The organism is Arthrobacter sp. zg-Y1171 (assembly GCF_025244845.1).
Lineage (GTDB): Bacteria > Actinomycetota > Actinomycetes > Actinomycetales > Micrococcaceae > Arthrobacter_B.
Map to the genome: position 1 here is coordinate 1797433 of NZ_CP104264.1, position 20918 is coordinate 1818350.

The 20918-nt window shown below is 67.0% G+C and carries 19 protein-coding genes and 1 tRNA gene; 12 read left to right on the plus strand and 8 right to left on the minus strand.

Annotation, left to right across the window (positions count from 1 at the left end):
* Positions 1 to 37: 37 nt before the first annotated feature.
* Entirely contained in the window at positions 38 to 2140 is a 2103-nt protein-coding gene (locus N2L00_RS08390) for an acyl-CoA dehydrogenase (protein ID WP_255766220.1), read from the minus strand.
* Entirely contained in the window at positions 2137 to 2862 is a 726-nt protein-coding gene (locus N2L00_RS08395; RefSeq protein ID WP_308219732.1) for a TetR/AcrR family transcriptional regulator, read from the minus strand. The genes N2L00_RS08390 and N2L00_RS08395 overlap by 4 nt, the downstream gene beginning before the upstream one ends.
* A gap of 80 nt (positions 2863 to 2942) precedes the next feature.
* On the opposite strand from N2L00_RS08395, the gene N2L00_RS08400 reads away from it, so the two are divergent.
* The 4 genes from N2L00_RS08400 to N2L00_RS08415 all read left to right on the plus strand — a co-directional run bounded on the left by N2L00_RS08400 (position 2943) and on the right by N2L00_RS08415 (position 7880).
* Complete coding sequence (locus N2L00_RS08400; protein WP_255766221.1) at positions 2943 to 4280, plus strand: acetyl-CoA C-acetyltransferase; 1338 nt, start codon at positions 2943 to 2945, stop codon at positions 4278 to 4280.
* A gap of 2 nt (positions 4281 to 4282) precedes the next feature.
* Positions 4283 to 5623: a 3-oxoacyl-ACP reductase gene (locus N2L00_RS08405; RefSeq protein ID WP_255863003.1), complete on the plus strand. Its 1341-nt coding sequence runs from the start codon at positions 4283 to 4285 to the stop codon at positions 5621 to 5623.
* A complete protein-coding gene (locus tag N2L00_RS08410) occupies positions 5620 to 6573 on the plus strand; it encodes a MaoC/PaaZ C-terminal domain-containing protein (RefSeq protein WP_255863002.1) in 954 nt (317 codons plus the stop codon). The genes N2L00_RS08405 and N2L00_RS08410 overlap by 4 nt, the downstream gene beginning before the upstream one ends.
* Positions 6574 to 6656: 83 nt before the next feature.
* Positions 6657 to 7880, plus strand: a complete 1224-nt coding sequence (locus N2L00_RS08415; RefSeq protein ID WP_255863001.1) for a kynureninase — start codon at positions 6657 to 6659, stop codon at positions 7878 to 7880.
* A gap of 7 nt (positions 7881 to 7887) precedes the next feature.
* Here the strand turns inward: N2L00_RS08415 and N2L00_RS08420 are convergent, their stop codons facing one another.
* From N2L00_RS08420 to N2L00_RS08435, 4 genes are all read right to left on the minus strand, one after another.
* On the minus strand, positions 7888 to 8280 hold the full coding sequence (locus tag N2L00_RS08420) for a universal stress protein (protein WP_255766225.1): 393 nt from the start codon (positions 8278 to 8280) through the stop codon (positions 7888 to 7890).
* 37 nt (positions 8281 to 8317) lie between these two features.
* On the minus strand, positions 8318 to 9721 hold the full coding sequence (locus N2L00_RS08425; RefSeq protein WP_255863000.1) for an APC family permease: 1404 nt from the start codon (positions 9719 to 9721) through the stop codon (positions 8318 to 8320).
* An 88-nt stretch (positions 9722 to 9809) separates the two neighbouring features.
* A complete protein-coding gene (locus N2L00_RS08430) occupies positions 9810 to 11108 on the minus strand; it encodes a hemolysin family protein (protein WP_255862999.1) in 1299 nt (432 codons plus the stop codon).
* Positions 11109 to 11221: 113 nt separating this feature from the next.
* Positions 11222 to 11304 (minus strand) — tRNA-Leu (locus tag N2L00_RS08435).
* A gap of 194 nt (positions 11305 to 11498) precedes the next feature.
* Here N2L00_RS08435 and N2L00_RS08440 point away from each other — a divergent pair.
* Complete coding sequence (locus N2L00_RS08440; RefSeq protein WP_255766228.1) at positions 11499 to 12821, plus strand: M20/M25/M40 family metallo-hydrolase; 1323 nt, start codon at positions 11499 to 11501, stop codon at positions 12819 to 12821.
* Positions 12822 to 12851: 30 nt separating this feature from the next.
* Entirely contained in the window at positions 12852 to 14003 is a 1152-nt protein-coding gene (locus N2L00_RS08445; protein WP_255862998.1) for an acyl-CoA dehydrogenase family protein, read from the plus strand.
* Positions 14004 to 14091: 88 nt separating this feature from the next.
* On the opposite strand, the gene N2L00_RS08450 is transcribed toward N2L00_RS08445, so the two are convergent.
* Positions 14092 to 14325, minus strand: a complete 234-nt coding sequence (locus N2L00_RS08450) for a DUF5703 family protein (RefSeq protein ID WP_229951905.1) — start codon at positions 14323 to 14325, stop codon at positions 14092 to 14094.
* Positions 14326 to 14366: 41 nt separating this feature from the next.
* Here N2L00_RS08450 and N2L00_RS08455 point away from each other — a divergent pair, with 41 nt between their 5' ends.
* From N2L00_RS08455 to mshC, 3 genes are read left to right on the plus strand one after another with little or no spacing between them, the layout of a single operon-like run.
* Entirely contained in the window at positions 14367 to 14681 is a 315-nt protein-coding gene (locus N2L00_RS08455; RefSeq protein WP_255766230.1) for a hypothetical protein, read from the plus strand.
* A 45-nt stretch (positions 14682 to 14726) separates the two neighbouring features.
* Positions 14727 to 15551 (plus strand): undecaprenyl-diphosphate phosphatase, encoded by an 825-nt coding sequence (locus tag N2L00_RS08460; RefSeq protein ID WP_227921605.1) that lies wholly within the window; start codon positions 14727 to 14729, stop codon positions 15549 to 15551.
* Positions 15552 to 15573: 22 nt separating this feature from the next.
* Positions 15574 to 16854 carry a cysteine--1-D-myo-inosityl 2-amino-2-deoxy-alpha-D-glucopyranoside ligase gene (gene mshC, locus N2L00_RS08465; protein ID WP_255862997.1) on the plus strand — a complete coding sequence of 427 codons (1281 nt, stop codon included), beginning with the start codon at positions 15574 to 15576 and terminating at the stop codon, positions 16852 to 16854.
* A gap of 30 nt (positions 16855 to 16884) precedes the next feature.
* Here mshC and N2L00_RS08470 read toward each other — a convergent pair whose 3' ends face one another.
* Entirely contained in the window at positions 16885 to 17769 is an 885-nt protein-coding gene (locus N2L00_RS08470) for a PAC2 family protein (RefSeq protein WP_255766233.1), read from the minus strand.
* A 104-nt stretch (positions 17770 to 17873) separates the two neighbouring features.
* Here N2L00_RS08470 and N2L00_RS08475 point away from each other — a divergent pair, with 104 nt between their 5' ends.
* The 3 genes from N2L00_RS08475 (at position 17874) to N2L00_RS08485 (ending at position 20872) form a co-directional block, all read left to right on the plus strand.
* The gene (locus N2L00_RS08475) at positions 17874 to 18596 is read left to right on the plus strand and encodes an HAD family phosphatase (protein WP_255862996.1); all 723 of its coding nucleotides are present in this window, start codon (positions 17874 to 17876) and stop codon (positions 18594 to 18596) included.
* On the plus strand, positions 18593 to 19744 hold the full coding sequence (locus N2L00_RS08480; RefSeq protein ID WP_255862995.1) for a site-2 protease family protein: 1152 nt from the start codon (positions 18593 to 18595) through the stop codon (positions 19742 to 19744). Before N2L00_RS08475 ends, N2L00_RS08480 begins: the two co-directional genes overlap by 4 nt.
* Positions 19745 to 19816: 72 nt before the next feature.
* Complete coding sequence (locus N2L00_RS08485; RefSeq protein ID WP_255766236.1) at positions 19817 to 20872, plus strand: tRNA (adenine-N1)-methyltransferase; 1056 nt, start codon at positions 19817 to 19819, stop codon at positions 20870 to 20872.
* Positions 20873 to 20918: the final 46 nt, after the last annotated feature.

Below are 20918 nucleotides of genomic sequence, written 5' to 3' on the forward strand. Positions count from 1 at the left end.
CCCTTTCGGCTTTCTCCTGCCCGGGGACCCGGGGAGGCTACTTCCGGCCGGACTTCTTCTGCTCGGCCTTCCGGCGGGCAATCAGGACCTTTTCGTCCACCGGCGCGGCGCCGCTGGCACGCAGCAGTCGCTGGTACTCCATGGCCTCGTCCTGGCGGACCTTCTCAGCGCCCGAAGCAATCCGAGCACGCAGGTGCTCCTGGCCGTAACCGAACGAATCGACCAGGTCCAGGGCATGCGGGCGGATCTTGGCGAGCAGGCGGTTGATGTACGGGCCCAGGGTGCGGGCACGCTGTGCGGACAGGCGCCCGTTCATGAGGTACCAGCCCACGTTCTTTTCAATCAGGCGCAGCCCGAACAGGTCGCGGACCCAGGTCATGACCTGCCGGGTGCCGGCATCCTCGATCCGTTCCAGCCCCCGGGTGAAGGCCTCCCACTGGAGCAGTTCTGCGTGCGCACGCGCTGCTTCGATCAGGGCGTGCTGGTTCTCGTTGAACACCGCCGCGCCCTTGTCCTTCGGCAGCCCGCGGGCTTCCTTAAGTGCGGTGGCAACCTCCGCCACCATGGTGCCCACGCGGTCTGCCAGCAGGTCATGCTGGGTGCGCGGATCGCGCAGCGCAATGGCGGATTTCTTCTCCGAGCCGGAGTCACGGAAGGACTGGGCAATCCTGCGCAGGCCCGTGCGGTGCAGGGTCACGTCCGTGGCCTGTCCCACCACGTAGCGGGCAAGCACGCCGAAGTCCGCACCGGCGAATTCCTTGGCGTAATCGGCCAGCAGGCGCTTGGCAACCAACTGCAGCAGCACCGTGTTGTCGCCCTCGAAGGTGGCATAGATATCCAGGTCCGCGCGCAGGGACGTGAACCGGTTCTCGGCCAGGAACCCGGCGCCGCCGGTGGCTTCCCGGCATTCCTGCAGCGTGTCCAGGGCGTGCCAGGTGGAGAGGGACTTCAGGCCCGCGGCAAGGGTTTCCAGGTCCTGGCGGTCTGCGTCCGTGTCATGTGCACCGGAGAAGACGTCGTCGAACTTATGCAGCAGCTCTTCGTGGGCGAACGTGGCAGCGAACGTGGTGGCCAGCAGGGGGAGCAGGCGGCGCTGGTGCTGCTGGTAGTCCATCAGCACCTCTTCCTTGATGTCGGAAGCACCGTTGAACTGGCGGCGCTCGGTGCCGTACTGGATGGCCGTCTTCAGCGCCAGCTTGCTCGCGTTGACGGCTGCACCGTCGAGCGAAACGCGGCCCTGCACCAGGGTGCCGATCATGGTGAAGAAGCGGCGTCCGGGGCTGCTGATGTCCGAAGTGTAGGTGCCGTCCGCGGCGACGTCGCCGTACTTGTTCAGCAGGTTGGTGCGGGGGATGCGCACATTGGAGAAGTGCAGCCGGCCGTTGTCGATGCCGTTCAGCCCGCCCTTGATGCCGTCATCCTCGCCGCCGATTCCGGGCAGGAACCCGTTGTCGTCGCGAAGCTCCACATAGAACGCGTGCACTCCGTGGTCCACGCCCTGGGTGATGAGGTGGGCGAAGACGACGGCGGCTTTGCCGTTGACGGCGCCGTTGCCGATGTAGTCCTTCCAGGCGGCACGGAAGGGGGTGTTGATGATGAACTCTTCGGAGGCGGCGTCGTACTCCGCGGTGGTGGCGATGCTGGCAACGTCGGAACCGTGGCCGGTTTCCGTCATCGCGAAGCAGCCCGGAATCTCCAGGCTCATGATGCCGGGCAGCCACTTTTCGTGGTGCTCCCGGTTGCCCAGGTGCATCACGGCGGAACCGAAGAGACCCCACTGGACGCCGGCCTTGATCTGCAGGGACGGATCGGCCACCACGAGTTCGGTAAAGCCTGCGACGTTTGCGCCGTGGCTGTCTTCGCCGCCCACGTACTTGGGGAATGCGCCGTGGACGGACTTGCTCTCCACCAGGATCTTCAGCTGGTCCATGACCCGCTCACGGTGCTCGGTGTACGTCAGCCCCGCGGGCGTATGCATGGCTTCCATGCCGGCGATCTTGCGGGCTGCGAGCCGCTTCTCGGCCCATTTGCCGAGCAGGACCCGGCCAAGTGCCTCGACGTCCACGACGGCGGCATCGTTGTCGCTGATCGTGGCGCTGGCCGGAAGCTGCCGTTCGGTGGGGGAAAGTGTTTGCGTCATTGCGTTTCCTTCTCGTGGGTGGAGGGAGTAACTGGAGGGGTCGGGAGCGGATGCCCCCGGTCGTAGCCGATGCCGTCAAAGAGCCAGGCGGTCAGCTGGTCGGTCATTTGTTCTTCGGTCGGCTTCCCGGGGCCGGGGGGAGCGGCAATCCAGCGCTCACCGGCTGCCCGGATCATCCCGAGTGCCGCCGTGGGCCAGTACTGCGCGGTAGCGCTGGCCTCGGGCGGAACCTCCCGGCCCGCCAGGTAGTGGCGCATGGCCGAGTCCATCATTGCGGTGATGGTTTCGAAGAAGGAGGAGAGGGTGCTGTCGATCTGTCCCGGCCCGCCGTCGGCCAGCTGGCCGGTCACGAACAGGTAGACGTTGGGGGAGGTTTCGGCCATCTGCAGGTAGGCCGAGACCATGGCGCGCAGGCCCGACCTGGCGGAGGGGGCGGTACGGCCTGCATCCAGGATCTTTTCCTGCATCCGGGCCACCGCCATTTCGCCCATTGCCTTCTGCAGTCCGGCCTTGTCCCCGAAGTAGCGGTAGAACACGGACTTCGATGTCCCGGAAGCGGCGGCAATCTCTTCCATCGACGCCGCGCAGCCCAGGGTATGCACGGCCCGGCGGGCCGTCTTGATGAGGGTACGACGGCGCTCGGCCCGGTGCGCCTCCCAGCGGAGGGCACGGCCGTCCGCGGCCGGGGACGGCGCGGAAGGATCTTCCAGTACGTTGTTCACGATACTGAGCGTATCAGGTACGCTGGGTTACAGTAACTGGCGTCACACCAACCCCCATGCACTCCCAAGGAGAACGACGAATGGCTGCACAGCCTGAATCCGCACGAGCTACACCCACGAACAACGGCGCCGGGTCTTCGGTGCGCAAGGCGGTTGTGATCGGCGGAAACCGCATTCCCTTCGCCCGCTCGGGCGGCAAGTACACCTACAGCTCCAACCAGGACATGCTCACCGCGGCCCTCGACGGGCTGATTGCCCGCTTCGGTCTGCAGGGCGAGCGGATCGGCGAAGTAGCCGGCGGAGCCGTCCTCAAGCACTCACGCGACTTCAACCTGACCCGCGAAGCGGTCCTGGGCTCGGCACTGTCGCCGGAAACCCCCGCCTATGACGTGCAGCAGGCCTGCGCCACGGGCCTTGAGACAGTGGTCAGCCTGGCCAACAAGATCAAACTGGGACAGCTGGAATCCGCCATTGCCGGCGGCGTCGACTCCGCATCGGACGCGCCCATCGCCGTGAGCGAAGGCCTCCGCCGTGCACTGCTGGACCTCTCCCGCGCCCGGACCACCAAGCAGAAACTGGCTGCGGTCGCAAAGATCCGCCCCAAGGACCTGTCCCCGAACGCGCCGTCCACCGGCGAACCGCGCACCGGACTGTCCATGGGCGAGCACCAGGCCCTGACCACCGCCCAGTGGAAGATCACCCGCGAGGCCCAGGATGAGCTGGCCTACAACAGCCACCGCAACATGGCCGCCGCCTACGACCGCGGTTTCTTCGACGACCTCGTGACCCCGTACCGCGGCCTGGCAAAGGACGCGAACCTGCGCCCCGACACCACCATGGAAAAGCTTGCCAAGCTCAAGCCCGCCTTCGGCAAGTCCCTGGGCGATGACGCCACCATGACCGCCGGCAACTCCACCCCGCTGACCGACGGCGCCTCCGTGGTGCTGCTGGGCTCCGAGGACTACGCCCGCGAACATGACCTGCCGATGCTGGCGAACATCGTGGATGCCGAAGCCGGCGCCGTCGACTTCGTACACGGCAAGGACGGGCTGCTGATGGCCCCGGCCTTCGCCGTTCCCCGCCTGCTGGCCCGCCACAACCTGACCTTCGACGACTTCGATTTCTTCGAAATCCACGAGGCCTTCGCCGGAACCGTCCTCTCCACCCTGGCCGCCTGGGAGGACGAGGAATTCTGCCGGACCCGGCTCGGCCTGGACGCCCCGCTGGGGAGCATTGACCGCAGCAAGCTCAACGTCAACGGTTCCTCGCTGGCCGCCGGCCACCCGTTCGCCGCCACCGGCGGACGCATTGTCGCCTCGCTGGCCAAGATGCTGCACGAAAAGGGTTCGGGCCGCGGCCTGATCTCCATCTGCGCTGCCGGCGGCCAGGGCCTCGTCGCGATCCTCGAGGCACGCTAACCATGAGTGACACCTACCTGAACCTCGTAAACAGCGGTTTCACCAAGGAACTGTCCAAGAAGCTCGGCCTGCCCCGGCCGGCCATCCTGCGGCGTTTCGACCCGGCCAAGCCCCTGGTGCCGGGCCCCGTCCTCGTGCTCGGCAAGAGCGCTGCCGCCGATGACCTCTCCAAGCTGCTCCTTGGCTGGGACCAGGACGTCCGCCGGCACGCCACGCCCAAGGAAAAGCTCGGCGCCATCCTGATCGTGCTCGACGACGCCGCGGCGCCGACGGACCTGGGCGAACCTACCCTGGCCGCCGGTGCGGCCCTGCGGGACCTCGCTCCCGGCGGCCGGGTCGTCACGGTTTCCCGGCCCGCCGGGGAAGCCCAGGACCCGGCCGCCGCAGCGGCCCGCCAGGGTGTTGACGGCACGCTGCGCTCCATTGCGCACGAACTGCGCGGCGGAGCGACGGCCAACGGCATCGTGCTGGCGAACGGCGTGCAGGCAACCGCGCCCTCGGTGGCGGCGGCACTGCGGTTCCTGCTCTCGGGCAAGAGCGCCTACGTCAGCGGTCAGTTCATCACCGTCGGTTCCGACGCCGGTGAACTTCCGGCGGACTGGAACGCGCCCCTCGCCGGCAAGGTCGCGGTGGTCACGGGTGCCGCCCGCGGCATTGGTGCGGCCATCGCCCGCGTGCTGCACCGTGACGGTGCATCCGTGATCGTGGTGGACGTGCCTGCCGCCGGAGAGCAGCTGGCGAAGGTGGCCAACGAAATCTCCGGCACCGCGCTCCAGGTCGATATCACCCGCGAAGACGCCGCGGACCGTATCCTGGCCCACGCCGTCGAACGCTACGGGCACCTGGACATCGTGATCCACAACGCCGGCATCACGCGTGACAAGCTGCTGGCCAACATGGACGAAGCCCGCTGGGGTTCGGTCATTGCCGTCAACATTGCCTCGCAGCTGCGGATGAACGAAACCTTCCTGGCCTCCGGAGGCTTCAGTCCGGAAGGCCGCATTGTTTCGCTGGCTTCCACCAGCGGCATTGCCGGCAACCGCGGCCAGACCAACTACGCAGCTTCCAAGGGCGGCGTCATCGGCATGGTCCGTGCCACCGCACCGCTGCTGGCACCGCGCGGCGGCTCGATCAACGCCGTCGCGCCGGGCTTCATTGAAACCGACATGACCGCTGCCATTCCCGCCCTCACCCGGCAGGTGGCCCGCCGGTTGTCCAGCCTGCAGCAGGGCGGCCTGCCCGTGGATGTGGCCGAGACCATTTCCTTCCTCGCCTCCGACTCCGCGGCCGGCGTCAACGGCCAGGTCGTACGGGTCTGCGGGCAGAACATGGTGGGCGCATGAGCGATACCCAGCTGAGCGAGATCCCCACGCTCGGGCGGCTTTATGCCGGGGCGGTGGGCAGCGCGGCGAAGTCGCGCCTGTCGCCGTCCAAGGCCGCGGGCACGCTGACGTCGGACCGGCACGTGGTCCGCGGAGCGTCCGTGGACCTGGCCCGGCTCACCGATTTCCAGCGCCTGGTCCAGCACAGCGCCAGCGACTACCTGCCCACCGGATACGTGCACACCTTCGCGTTCCCGGTGGCCATGAGCCTGATGGCACGCGAGGACTTCCCGCTGCCCCTGCTGGGCATGGTGCACCTGCGCAATGAGGTGCAGCATCTGCGGCCGATCCACTACGGCGAAGCGCTGACGGTGACGGCGTGGGCGGAGAACCTCGCCGGGCACCGTGCCGGCACCCAGGTGGAACTCGTCGCGGAGGTCACTGTTGAAGCCGGCGGCAACGCGGAAACAGTTTGGCGGGGCCGTTCCACCTATCTGGCCAAGGGCGTCTTCCTGCCGAAGTTCGACCGCCCGGACAAGTCTGCGGCGCGCGCGGAGTTCGTTCCCCCGCTCCCGACGGCGATGTGGCGACTGGGTGCCGACGCCGGCCGCAACTACGCCCGGGTCTCCGGCGACTTCAACCCCATCCACCTGAGCCGCCTGTCGGCGAAGGCACTGGGCATGAAGCAGTCCCTGGCCCACGGCATGTACCTGGCCTCACGGGTCGTCGCGGACACCGTGCAGACGCACGAGGGTCCGTTCCAGTGGAGCATCGACTTCGAGGCTCCGGTGTTCCTGCCGGCCACCGTTGCCGTAGCCATCTCGGATGACCAGACGCCCGACGGCTGGGCAGGCTCCACCTTCACGGGGTGGAATCCGCGTTCGCAGCGCCGGCACTTCTCCGGTTCGGTATCTCCACTGGATCCGAACGGCGCGGGGCCCAACGGGTTCGGCGCCGCAACCCGGGCCTGAGCACACCTCAGACACAGCCCGTCCGCCTCCGGCAACGCCCGGAAGCGGACGGGCTTGGATGTGCCTGATGCTAAGGTTCCCTCATGATTGATGCTGCCGGCCTGCTGGTTGCCGCCAAGGAACTCGACGCCGCCGATCCCCTCGCGGGCTACCGGGACCGGTTCCTGCCGGCAGAGGGAGTCGGGGCGTACCTGGACGGGAATTCGCTGGGCCGCCCGCTCCGCGCCACCGCCGAAAACCTGCAGGATTTCGTCTCCCGCCAGTGGGGCGGACGGTTGATCCGCGGCTGGGACGAGCAGTGGCTCGAGCTGCCCGGCCGGATCGGCGACGCACTCGGCGAGGTGGCGCTCGGTGCCGCCCCCGGCCAGTGCATCGTGGCGGATTCCACCACTGTGCTGCTTTACAAACTGGCCCGCGCCGCCGTTGCCGCCCGCCCCGGCCGGTCCGAGATCCTGCTCGATGCCGACAATTTCCCCACCGACCGGTACGTCCTGGAAGGCGTGGCCCGGGAATGCGGGCTGACCCTGCGCTGGGTGTCGGCCGACTACGCCGGCGGAGTGAGCGCCGAGGCGGTGGCGGACGCCGTCGGGCCGCAGACGGCGCTGGCCGTGTTCAGCCACGTGGCCTACCGCTCCGGCTACCTTGCCGAGTCAGCGGCAATCAACGAGATTGTGCACGACGCCGGCGGCCTGGTCCTGTGGGACCTGTGCCATTCGGCAGGCGCCGTTCCCGCCGAGCTGGACGCCGAGGGCACCGACTACGCCGTCGGCTGCAGCTACAAGTACCTCAACGGCGGGCCGGGCGCGCCGGCCTGGGCCTACGTGGCCGCCCGCCATCAGGCGGACTTCTCCCAGCCCATCCAGGGCTGGCTGGGCTCCAGTGATCCGTTCGGCATGGCGCAGGGCTATGTTCCGGCCGAGGGCATCCGCCGCCTGGTCTCGGGCACCCCTCCCATCCTGGGCATGCTTGCCATGCAGGACATGATTGCCCTGATCCGGGAGGCCGGCATGGATGCCGTCCGTGCGAAGTCGCAGGCGCTTACCGAATACGCCGTCACAGCCGTGGACGCGCTGCTGGTGCCGCGCGGCGTCGTGCTGGCCTCGCCGCGCGATCCGGAGCGCCGCGGCAGCCACATCACCGTCGACCATCCGAAGTTCAAAGCGGTGACCGCCGCGCTCTGGGAGCAGGGGATCATTCCGGACTACCGCAATCCGGACGGTATCCGACTGGGCCTGTCGCCCCTGTCCACGTCCTTCGTGGAGACCTTCACCGGGATCGAAGCGATTCTGGGCGAGCTCCGGGGCTAGCCGGGCCTCACGCCTGGCCCGCTTTGACCGCCAGGACCGGGCAGGCAGCCTCCAGCAGCACACGCTGGGAAGTGCTGCCCAGGAAAAGCTTGCCCACCGGCGTCCGGTGCCGGATCCCCAGCACCACCAGCCGGGCCCCGTGCTCCTGGGCAGCCTTCAGGATTTCCTCGGAGGCATCAAAATCCCCCATGGGGTGAAGCAGGACGTGCGGAACCCCGCTGCCCTCCAGGACGCCGGTCAACGTCTGCAGGTAGTCCGGGGTATGTTCCGGCCGCGGCTTGCGGGTGCTCTCCACATTGACCACCACGAGTGCGGTGGCCAGGTCCCGGGCCGCGCGGAGCGCAGCACGCAGTGCTGTTTCCCCCTCCGGTGTGGGGACATATCCGACGACGACGCTCATGGCTTCCTTCTTCCTGGCTGCTTCATCGCTGGCTCGCTCAACTCAGCTGCGTGGGGTCACTGAAACGGGTTTTACGCGCCTTGACCGCCCGGTTCCAGATCCAGGTGAGCACCCACAGAGCCAGTCCGAGCAGCAGCAGCAACCCGGCAATCCGGTACTCGATGGCGTCCTGCGCCCAGGGGCCAAGCAGGAAGGCGCAGGTTACGGCACCGATGAAGGGCATGATGCCGGGGGAGCGGAAGTGCGGCCGGTCCACCGGCGTGCGGCGCAGGACGATGCAGGCGATGTTCACCACCGTGAAGACGGCCAGCAGCAGAAGCGCGGTGGTTCCCCCCAGCGCGGTCACCGTTTCCCGGCCCATGAAGTTGGTGACCACGATGATCAGACCGGCTGCGATGGCCGTCGTGAAGACAATGGATGCCCACGGAGTGCGGCGTCCGGGAAGGACGGCGGACAGTGCGCGGGGCAGGACGTCCTGTTTCGCCATGCCGTAGAGCAGGCGGCTGGCCATCAGCATGTTGATCAGGGCGGTATTGGCCACGGCAAAGATGGAGAGGAACGGATAGATGGTGTCCACGGGGAGGTTGGGGGCACCGGCACGCACCACTTCCAGCAGCGGGGTGGCGGATTCGGACAGCTGGCCCACCGGCACCACGGCCACGGCCGCGATGGACACCAGGAGATAGACGGAGACCGTGATGGTCAAGCCGGTCAGCATGACCTTCGGGAAGATCCGTGCCGGGTCGCGGGTCTCTTCCGCCATGTTCACCGAGTCTTCAAAACCGACCATGGAGAAGAAGGCCAGGGCGGTGGCTCCGGTCAGGGCCAGGAACACGCTCTTGCCGGTTTCGGTTTCAAACACGACCACCCGGGAGAAGTCCGCGTTGCCCTGGGTCATGGCCCAGAACCCGATGACAATCACGATCAGGAGCCCGGTCAGCTCAATGGCCGTCAGCACGATGTTGAACTTCACGCTTTCCGCGGCACCCCGCAGGTTGACCACCGCCAGCAGCAGCATGAAGGTGACAGCGATCGCCGTGACCCCGGTCTGCCCCCACTCCAGCTGAAATCCCACAATGAAATTCTCGGCAAGGAATTTCGACGCCGTCGACGCGGAAGTAATCCCGGAGCAAAGCACCCCGAAGGTCACGAGGAAGGTCAGGAAATGCACGCCGAAGGCCTTATGCGTGTACAGGGCTGCACCGGCGGCCTGCGGATACTTTGTCACCAGTTCCAGGTAGGACAAGGCAGTAATCGTCGCCACTGCGAAAGCGAGCAGGATCGGAGCCCAGGCCGCACCGCCGATTTCGCCGGCCACCTGTCCGGTCAGGGCATAGACACCGGTGCCCAGGATGTCGCCGACAATAAAGAGCAGCAACAGTTTGGTGCCCATGACCCGCTTGAGTTCGGGCTGGACGGTTTCCGCCTTGATGTCAGCCATGGCTGTCCTTCCGGACGTTCAGGGATGCCGCGTTGGTCGGTATTCTGCGCGGTGGCGCCGTCTTTAGGCAATGGGCTGCGGTGAGGGTTTACCCGGGTGCCGCGGGAATTACCCGGACCGCGCCGATCCGCCGTCCCCGCACGCCGAGTACCTCGAGCCTGCAGTCCGGGCCCTGCACCGTGTCACCGGGCCGGGCCATCCGGCCCAGCTGCTCCAGGATGTACCCGGCCACCGTTTCATACTGGCCCTCGGGCAGGCCGACGCCTGTCAGCCGTTCGAACTCCTGCAGGATGAGTGCACCGTCCACCACCAGCTGTCCCTTTTCCCTGCGGTAACGGTCCTCGGGGTCCCGGCCTGTGTCGTACTCGTCGTAGATTTCCCCGACCAGTTCCTCCACCAGGTCTTCCAGCGTGACAATGCCGTCAGTGCCGCCGTATTCATCCGCCACTATTGCGATGTGGCTGTTCTCCCGGCGCATCCTGCCCAGGGACGGCAGGACTGCTGCGGTCCCCGGCAGGAACAGGACGGGCCGGAGGATGTCGGCTACGGTGCGGTCATCCGTGCCCGTCACTTCCGGGTCCGGCATCAGGTCCCGGACGTGGATGAACCCCAGGATGTCATCCACCGATGCGCCGGTAACCGGGTACCGGGAATAGGGCTGGTGCCGCACCCGGTTCCTTGCTTCCTCCAGCGGAAGGTCTGCCCGGACAAACACCACTTCGGTCCTGGGCCGCATCACCTCCTGCACCAGCCTGGTGCCCGCTCCGAAGACGTCCGAAAGAATCCGGCGGCTGTCCTCGGCAAGCATCGGACTCGCCGCCACCATGTCCCACAATTCCTGGCTGCTCACCGGCACGGTCTTGACGTTCGGATTTCCGCCCAGCAGGCGCACCACGGTGTCGGTCGAAAAGGAAAGCAGCCGGATGGCGGGGCGCATCAGCACGGCAAACAGGTTCAGGGCGGGGGAGAGGAACCGCGCGTAGAGGACGGCATTCTGCATGGCCAGCCGCTTGGGCACCAGTTCCGAGAACACCAAGGAAAGGTAGGCCACAACGAGGGTCAGCAGGATGAACGCTGTTGCCTCCGCCGTCGGCTCCGGCAGCCCCCACTGACGCAGCAAGGGCACAACCGCCGGTGCCAGCGCCGAGGCGCCGTACGCAGCCGAGAAAAAACCGGAGAGGGTGACGCCGATCTGGATCGCGGACAGGAACAGGTTGGGGTTGCGGGCCAGGAGTGCTGTGCGCCTGCCCTGCTTCCCGGTCCGCTCGATGGCGCTGATCTGGCTCTCGCGGAGCGACACCAGTGCCATCTCCGCACCGGCGAAGATTCCGCCCAGCAGAATGAAAAAAGCCACGAGCAGGAGATTAAAGACTCCGCTGCCGTCCATGGTGCGAGGGTACCGAAGGGCGGCGGGTGATGTGAGTCAAAGATCACACGGATTGGTTCCGGACAAACAAAAAAGTCCTCCTGGAATCCGTAGATTCCAGGAGGACTTCGCTGTGCGCGGAGGGGGACTTGAACCCCCACCCTCGTTAGAGGACTAGCACCTCAAGCTAGCGCGTCTGCCATTCCGCCACCCGCGCTTGGGTGATTTCCACAGGCTCTTCAGTTGTTCAAAAGCTGTGGAAGCAACGGGAAAAACTCTAACACGGTTTAGGCGCGAACCACGAATCGGCCCAAGCCGGAGGCAGATTGGTGTCCCGCGAAGGCGCAATACGGCCCATCCTCCCGCTGCTCTGGCTAAGCTGGCTGCACAGTTCATCGAAGGAGAAGCCCCATGCCTACAGACGTCCGTGCCGAGCAGCCCCGCGCCGAAGACGAGGTGGCCCGGATCTGCCAGGAGCTCATCCGTTTCGACACCTCCAACTTCGGCGACAATTCGGGGCCGGGGGAGCGCGCCGCCGCCGAGTACACCGCCGGGCTGATCGAAGAAGCCGGGTTGTCCGCCGATCTCTTTGAGTCTGCCCCCGGCCGCGCCTCCGTAGTCACGCGGATGGAGGGCACCGACTCCTCCCTGCCCGCCCTCGTGGTGCACGGCCACCTTGACGTGGTTCCGGCGCAGAAAGCGGACTGGACCGTGGACCCGTTCAGCGGCGAGGAACGGGACGGCCTGATCTGGGGGCGGGGGGCCGTGGACATGAAGGACATGGATGCCATGATCCTGTCCGTGATGCGTTCCATGTCCCGCACCGGAACACGTCCGCGGCGGGACATTGTCTTCGCGTTCTTCGCCGACGAAGAAGCCGGCGGCGACTACGGCGCACGCTGGGCCGTGGAACACCGTCCGGAACTGTTTGACGGCGCCACCGAGGCCATCTCCGAGGTGGGCGGATTCTCGGCCACCATCGGCGGGAAGCGGACGTATCTGCTGCAGACAGCGGAAAAGGGCATCTCCTGGCTGCGGCTGGTCGCCCACGGCCGTGCCGGGCACGGCTCCCAGATCAACACCGACAACGCCGTCACCCGGCTGGCCCGCGCCGTCGCCAATATCGGCAGCCACCCCTGGCCCATCGAACTGACGGACACCACCCGTGCCTTCCTGGACGGCGTCACCGAACTGACCGGCGTCGAGTTCGATCCGGAGAACCCGGACCGGATCCTCGCCGAACTGGGGACCGTTGCCCGGTTTGTGGGTGCCACCCTGCAGAACACCTCCAACCCGACCGTGTTGAAGGCCGGGTACAAGCACAACGTCATCCCCGGCACCGCCGAGGCCCTGATCGATGCCCGGACCCTGCCCGGGCAGGAGGAACAGGTGCTGGCCACCATCCGGGAACTGGCCGGCGAAGGCATCGACATCAGCTACGAGCACCAGGACGTGTCCCTCGAAGTGCCGTTCAAGGGAAACCTGGTCGACTCTATGATCTCCGCCCTGCAGGCAGAGGATCCCGGGGCCCCGGTGCTGCCCTACACGCTTTCGGGCGGCACCGACAACAAGTCCCTCAGCCGGCTGGGCATCACCGGGTACGGCTTCGCCCCGCTACGCCTGCCGGAGGACCTGGACTTCACCGGCATGTTCCACGGCGTCGATGAACGGGTTCCGGTGGACTCCCTGAAGTTCGGCACCCGGGTCCTGTCCCGGCTGCTGACCGACTACTGATCCCTGCCCCGCCTTTCGAAGGAGAACCCCTTGCCGGCCCCCGCCGATATCCTCACCCCGGAACTGCTGGAGCGCCTGCGCTCCCGTGCCGCGGGCTATGACGAAACCAACAGCTTCTTCACCGAGGACCTGGCGGACCTGCGCGCCGCGGGCTATCTCGCCCTGTTCACCCCAACGGATGAGGGCGGGGCCGGATTGGGGATTCCCGACGTCGTCTCCTGCCAGCGGCTCCTGGCATCCGCCGCGCCGGCGACGGCACTGGCAGTGAACATGCACCTGGTCTGGTGCGGCGTGGCGCACCTGCTCGCACTGGCGGGAGACCACTCGCTGGACTTCGTGCTCCGCGAGGCGGCGGCGGGCGAGCTGTTTGCCTTCGGCGTGTCCGAGCCGGGGAACCCCGCCGTGCTCTTCGATTCACACACCGCGGCCCGTCCGACGGGCGACGGCGGCTACGCCTTCACCGGCACCAAGATCTTCACCAGCCTGTCCCCGGCCTGGACCCGGCTGGGAATCTTCGGAAAGGATGCGTCGGACCCGGAGGAGCCGCGGCTGGTCTTCGGGTTTGCCGACCGCGGAACCGGGGGCATCACCATCGCGGATGACTGGGACACCATGGGCATGCGGGCCAGCCAATCCTGCACCACCCGCCTGGACAACGCGGTGGTGCCGGCCGGGCGGATGGTCCGTTCGACGCCGGTGGGTCCGCACCGCGATGCCTTTGTCTTCGGAATTTTCGCCTTGTTTGAGACCCTGCTGTCCGCCGTCTATACGGGCATCGGGGACCGGGCCGTGGAGTTGGCCGTCGAGGCCGCCTCCGGCCGTGCCGGGCGCGACGGCGTTCCGGCGTCGGCGGACCCCGCTACCCGTTGGAAGATTGCCGACGCCGCGCTCCGGATGGACGGCGTCCATCTGCAGCTCGGCGCTGTGGCGCGGGATCTGGAGGAGGGGACGGACCACGGCAGCTACTGGTTCCCGCTGCTTTCCGGCCTGAAGTACCGGACCACCGAAACGGCGCGCGGCGTCGTGGAAACCGCTGTCCGGGTAGCGGGCGGACGCAGCTATTTCCGGGGTTCCGAGCTGGAACGGCTCTACCGCGACGTCCTCGCCGGAATGTTCCACCCCTCGAGCGAGGACTCCGTGCATGCCGGCGTGGCGAACGCCGTCTTAGGCCCCGTGGAGTAGGGCCCGGTGGAGTAGAGCCCGGTGGAGCAGGGCCCGGTGGAGCAGGGCCCGGTGGAGTAGGGCCCGGTGGAGTAGGGAAGGTCGGAGGCTAGGTGGTCCGCTGGACGCGCAGGACTCTTCGGCGCAGCCAGAATCGCCGTCCGCCGCCGCTGTAGATGCGGCTGCGGTGCAGTTCCCACTTGCCGTATTCTGCGTGCTCGACGAGGCGGCGCCGAGCATCGGGCAGCGATTCGTTCGGGTCAACCGACACCACCAGGTACTCGTAGTCCCGGGAGTTTTCGCGCCGGCGGGAGACATCAGGTGCAAGAATTTGTTCGCGCATTTCCCTCCAATTTTCCCTACTTTACCGATAACGTCTAGGTCATGAGCATAGATCCGCGCATCGCGCTCCAGTCCCTTGTCGCTGCGTTCGAGGAACACCTCGCGGCCGCGGCCGCACGACGCGGTGACAAGGATCCAGTGGTCGAAAGCGCGTACCTGGCCATCGCCGATGCCTTCGAAGTCTATGAGGAAGTGCTTTACGACGCCTACGGCGAAGTGACGCCGCTGGAGATCTACGAAGACGACGAGGACGAGGACGACTACGACACCGCGGACGAGGTGGACGAAATCCTGGAGGATCCGAGCGTCGGAGACCAGGACAACGGCAACCCGCTGGGACGTTCAGCCAACCGGTAGCGGTGGTGAACGGCTGCGTCGCAGGAGTCAATTAGAGTCTTAGGTGTGAATTGGTTTGAAGCGATCTTCCTTGGCCTGATCCAGGGCCTGACAGAGTTCCTCCCCATCTCCTCCAGCGCTCACCTGCGCATAGTGGGGGAGTTGCTGCCCGGAGCCCAGGACCCGGGAGCGGCCTTTACCGCCATTACCCAGCTCGGCACGGAAACCGCCGTCGCGGTGTATTTCTGGAAGGACATTGTCCGGATCATCAAGTCCTGGTTCGGCTCCCTGTTCGGCCGGGTACCGCGCAATGATCCGGATGCCCGCATGGGCTGGCTGATCATCATCGGCACCATCCCCATCGTGGTCCTGGGCCTGCTCTTCCAGGACCAGATCGAAAGCACCTTCCGCAGTCTCTGGATCGTCGCCACCATGCTGATTGTCTTCGGCATCATCCTGGCGGTGGCTGATACGGTCGGCCGCCAGCAGCGCAAACTGGACCAGCTCACCTATCGGCACGGCATCCTCTACGGCTTCGCCCAGGCCCTGGCGCTGATTCCCGGCGTTTCCCGGTCAGGCGGCACCATTACCGCGGGGCTGCTCATGGGCTACACCCGCGAGGCCGCCGCCCGGTATGCCTTCCTGCTGGCCATTCCCGCAGTGTTCGGCAGCGGGCTGTTCCAGCTGGTCAAGTCGCTGGACGAGCCCATGCCCTACACCGCCCTGCAGACCGGCGCCGCTACGGTGGTCGCCTTCGTTGTGGGCTTCATCATCATCGGCTGGTTCCTGCGTTACGTCTCCACCCGCAGCTACCGCCTCTTTGTCTGGTACCGCATCCTTCTCGGCATCTGCATCTACCTCCTGCTGGGCTTCGGCGTCCTTACCGCCTAGCCGTGCCCGTTAGAGTGGAGGGGTGATTGCCTGGAAATCTTCCTCCCTGCCCTCCCTGCCCGGAAAGTCGGACGACGTCCGGCTTTATGACACGGCCGCACAGGCCCGGGTGACCGTGCGTCCCGGCGGCGAAGCGAGCATGTACGTCTGCGGAATCACTCCGTACGACGCCACGCACATGGGCCACGCCTCCACCTACGTGGCGTTCGACCTGCTCAACCGCCAGTGGCGCGACGCCGGGCACACCGTCCGGTACGTCCAGAACGTCACCGACGTCGATGATCCGCTGCTCGAGCGCGCCACCGCCACCGGTGCGGACTGGCGGGAGCTCGCACAGGAACAGACGCAGCTTTTCCGTGACGACATGGAGGCCTTGAACGTCCTGGCACCGGACCACTACATCGGTGCCGTAGAAGCCGTGGAGTGGATCGTGCCGGTGGTGGAGGACCTGATGGACCGCGGCCTGGCCTACCGGGTTTCCGGCAGCGGCGCAGAGCCCGACGGCGACCTGTACTTCGACGTGGAGGCCGCTTCCCGCCTGGCCGAAGGCGATCCGGATGCCTGGTGGCTGGGACAGGTTTCGCACCTGACCCGGGAACAGATGCTTCCGGTCTTCGCAGAGCGCGGGGGAGACCCGGAGCGTCCCGGCAAGCGGAACGCCCTGGACCCGCTGCTGTGGCGCATGGCCCGTACCGGCGAACCGTCCTGGGACGGCGGCCGGCTCGGTACCGGACGTCCGGGCTGGCACATTGAGTGCTCCGTCATCGCCCAGCGTTTCCTGCCCCGTCCGTTCACTGTGCAGGCCGGCGGCTCGGACCTGGTCTTCCCGCACCACGAAATGAGTGCCGGACACGCCTTTGCCTGCGAGGGCACACCGCTGGCCTCGCACTACGCCCATGCCGGCATGGTGGGGCTGGACGGGCAGAAAATGAGCAAGTCCCTGGGCAACCTGGTCTTGGTTTCCCGGCTGCGTGCCGAGGGAGTGGAGCCGGCCGCCATCCGCCTGGTGCTGCTCTCCCACCACTACCGCACGGATTGGTTCTGGACCTCCGACCAGCTGCGCGGCGCCGAGGAACGCCTGGTGGCGTGGCGGAAGGCCCTGCAGTCCACCAATGCCGACGACGCCGCCGCGCTCCTGGAGCAGATCCGCGCCGCGCTGGCCGATGACCTGGATGCCCCGGCCGCGTTGCAGGCCGTCGACGCCTGGGCTGCTGCCGCAGTCCGCAGCGAAACGGCGGGAAGCCAGGCGGGCGCCGAACTTGTCTGCGCCTCGCTGAATGCCCTGCTCGGACTCCAGCTCTAGGCGGAACGCCGAACCGCGGTTCGGCGTTGCTCAGTCCCGGCGTCGGCGCTTCAGGTACCGCTCGAATTCACGGGCAATGGATTCGCCGCTGGCTTCGGGGAGTTCCGCCGTGTCCTTGGCCTCTTCCAGCTGGCGTACGTACGCCGCAACTTCCGGGTCCTCGGTTGCGAGCTCGTCCACGCCGCGTTCCCAGGCTTCCGCCTCTTCGGTCAGCAGATGCGTGTCCAGGGGCGCCTGCAGCAGCTCCTCGATCCGGTTGAGCAACGCCAGCTGCGCCTTGGGCGAGGGTGCCTGCCCCACATAGTGCGGTACGGCTGCCCAGAGCGAGATGGAGGGGATGTCCGCCAGGCCGGCCATTTCGGACACCACGCCCACAATGCCGATGGGCCCCTCGTAGGTGGAAGGTTCCAGGCTCAGGCTTTCCTGCAGGTCCGGTTCCTCGCAGGAAGCGCTCACCGGGATGGGCCGGGAATGCGGAACATCGGCGAGCAGGGCACCGGCCAGGACAATGCAGTCCACGTCCAGTTCCTTGGCCAGGGCGATGAGCTCGGCGGTGTAGGCCCGCCACTTGTAGGAGGGTTCGACGCCGGTAACGAAGATGATGTCCAGGTTGCTGTCCGGCACCTCGGCACGGGAGATCCGCGTCGTCGGCCACTTGATCCGATGCCCGCCCGAAGCCGTCCGTTTCAGCGACGGTCTGGTGAACTGGAAGTCGTAGTACTCATCCGCGTCGATACTGGCTATTTTTTCGCTGTCCCAGTGCCGGCTCAGGAATTTCAGGGCATCGGAGGCTGCTTCACCTGCATCGTTCCAACCTTCGAACGCGGCCAGCATCACCGTGACGCGTTCGGAGGACGTCCCGTCGCCAAAAAAGTCCTGGAGGCCTGTGGCTTCAAAGCCTTCGGTATTGCTCACCACTTCACACTATGCCCCGTCCGCCCTGCATGTCAGGACCGGGCAACGGCGCTTCGCGTAGAGCAAAAGAAACACCGGCTTCCGCTGCCCCGTAGACTTAGGGCATGCCCCTCCTTTCCGATTCTTCCCACAGCCACGCCGACGCAGCACTGCAGGCAGTTTTCTGGGATATGGACGGCACGCTCGTGGATACCGAGCCGTATTGGATCGCCGCCGAAAAGGAACTGACCTCGGATTTCAACGTTGATTGGACGGACGCCCAGGCCGAGGGGATGGTCGGCCAGGCCCTGGCGGTCAGCGCCGGCATGCTGCAACGAGCAGGTGTCCCCTTGGAAAACCGCGAAATCATCGACCGGCTGATCGGACAGGTTGCGGCACAGGTCCGCCGCGAGGTGCCCTGGCGCCCTGGCGCCCGCGAGCTGCTGGCCGAGCTGCAGGCCGCGGGTATTCCCTGCGCCCTGGTCACCATGTCCGAGCCGGTGCTCGCGCAGGAAATCATCCGCGCGCTTCCCGCCGGGACGTTCGACGTCGTGGTGACCGGTGACATGGTCAGCCGCGGCAAACCGGATCCCGAGCCGTATCAGCTGGCCTTCGACACGCTCGCGGGCTCCGTTCCGGGCCTGGACAAGGCCGGCGTGGTCGCCGTCGAGGACTCCCTGCCCGGGGCAACGTCCGCACAGGCGGCCGGCCTGGTGACCCTGACGGTCCCGAACTTCGTTCCGTTGCCGCCGGGTGCCTTTGAGCACGAATGGCAGTCCCTGGCCGGCCGCGGAATAGACCAGCTGCGCGAACTGCTTCCCGGTTCCGTCCTGGAGTCCGCTAGGTGAGCAGCAACGGGCCCGCCGGAACGGAACGCCGGGAAGGTATCCCGCTGGGCAGCATTGCCGGAGTACCGGTAACCCTGGCGTATTCGTGGTTCCTCATTGCCGCGTTCATCGTGGCGGTGTTCGGACCGCAGGTGCGGGACGCTTTCCCGAGCCTTGGGGCCGGTGCCTTTGCCGTGGCCCTGGGGTACGCGGTCCTGCTGCTGCTCTCGATCCTGGCGCACGAGGCCGCGCACGCCTTGACCGCCCGCGCCTACCACTGGCCCACCTCCAAGATCGTCCTCACGCTGTGGGGCGGGCACACCCAGTTCGGGGACCTGCGCTCCACCCCGGGACGCTCCCTGCTCGTCGCCCTGGCGGGCCCGGCAGCCAATTTCCTGCTGGCGGCAGCCGGATTCGGGGTCCTGCAGCTCCTTTCCGAAGGCAGCGTGGCTGCGCTGGTCACCTTCATCTTCGTGTCCGCCAATGTGCTGATAGGCGTTTTCAACGTCCTGCCCGGGCTGCCCCTGGACGGCGGACGCATTGTGGAAAGCGCGGTCTGGAAGATCACCGGATCGCAGGAACGCGGCACGGTCGCAGCCGGCTGGGCCGGACGCATCATCTCGGTCCTGCTCCTCGCCGCCGTTTTCGTTCCGCCCTACCTCCGGGGAGAGACGCCCTCACTGAGCCTTGTCCTGCTGGCCGCCCTGCTGTGCGGCTTCCTCTGGATGGGGGCAGGTTCTGCCATCTCCAACGCGCGGGTGCGCCTGCGGCTCCCGCAGGTCAGTGCCGGTGCACTGATGGAACCGGCGGTGTCCCTGCCCGGCGGGGCACCCGTCGGCGAGGCACTCCGGCTGGCCCGCGAGTATCCGGACGCCGCCGTGGTGCTCACTGCCGCAACCGGCCAGCCGGAAGCCGTGGTGGACCGCGGCGCCCTTGCCTCGGTTCCCCACGAACAGGCCGCCCAGGTGCCGGTGAGCGCCGTCGCCCGCCCGCTGGCTGCCGGCGCCTATGTTCCCGAAGCCGCGGCCGGACAGGAACTCGTCCAGTACCTGGCCAAACTGCAGGGCAGCGAATACGCGGTCATTAACCGGGACGGAACGGTTACCGGCCTGCTGCGCCAATCCGCCGTCGTCGCCGCCGTCACCGGCAAGCCCGCCCCGCGGCGCTGACACCTCCAGCTTTTACCTGCCGGCACAAGCACGCCGGCACCCATAATCCAGCAAGAGAACCAAAGGAATACCATGAACTCCGATAACCAGGCGCAGGCCGCCGCTGCTGCACCCCACGGTGCCGAGATCCGCAGGGGACCGCTCCGCCCCGGGGAACGGGTCCAGCTCACCGATGAGAAGGGCCGCCGCAACACCATCACCCTCACCGAGGGCGGCGCCTTCCACACGCACCGCGGTTACCTGCAGCACGACACCGTCATCGGACTGCCCGAAGGGTCCGTGGTGTCCAACACCGCCGGACACCAGTACCAGATCCTGCGTCCGCTGCTCTCGGACTTCGTCCTGTCCATGCCGCGCGGTGCCGCCGTCGTCTATCCCAAGGACGCCGCCCAGATTGTCACCATGGCGGACATCTACCCCGGCGCCCGCGTGGTGGAAGCCGGCGTCGGCTCCGGCGCCCTGAGCATCTCGCTGCTGCGTGCAGTCGGTGACCACGGCACCCTGCACTCCTTTGAACGGCGCGAGGAATTCGCGCAGATCGCCCGCGGAAACGTGGAAACCTTCTTCGGCGGACCGCATCCGGCCTGGGACATCACCCTCGGGGATTTCCAGGACGAAGTCGTGAAAACCGAAGAACCCGGCAGCGTGGACCGCGTGGTCCTGGACATGCTCGCTCCCTGGGAATGCACCGACGCCGTAGCCACCGTACTCGCCCCGGGCGGCGTGTGGATCTCCTACGTGGCCACCGTCACCCAGCTCTCCCGCACCGCGGAAGCCATCCGGGCAGACGGCCGCTTCACCGAGCCGGACGGCTGGGAATCCATGGTCCGCGGGTGGCACCTCGAGGGCCTGGCCGTACGCCCGGACCACCGCATGGTGGCCCACACCGGCTTCCTGCTCACCGCGCGCCGGCTCGCAGAGGGTGCCACCGGGCTCGTGGCCAAGCGCCGCGCTTCGAAAACCAACTTCAGCGAAGAGGACCTCAACGCCTGGACCCCCGCGGCCGTGGGGGAGCGGGAAGTTTCCGCCCATAAGCTGCGCCGTGCGGCCAAGGATGCCAGCTCCACCGTGCAGCGCGGAGCCCTCGAAAACGCCGAAAAGTTCCAGCAGGAGACCGACACCCCATAACGGGGGTAACCGGCTAAACGCAAGACGCCGGACCCCGTGTATCTTC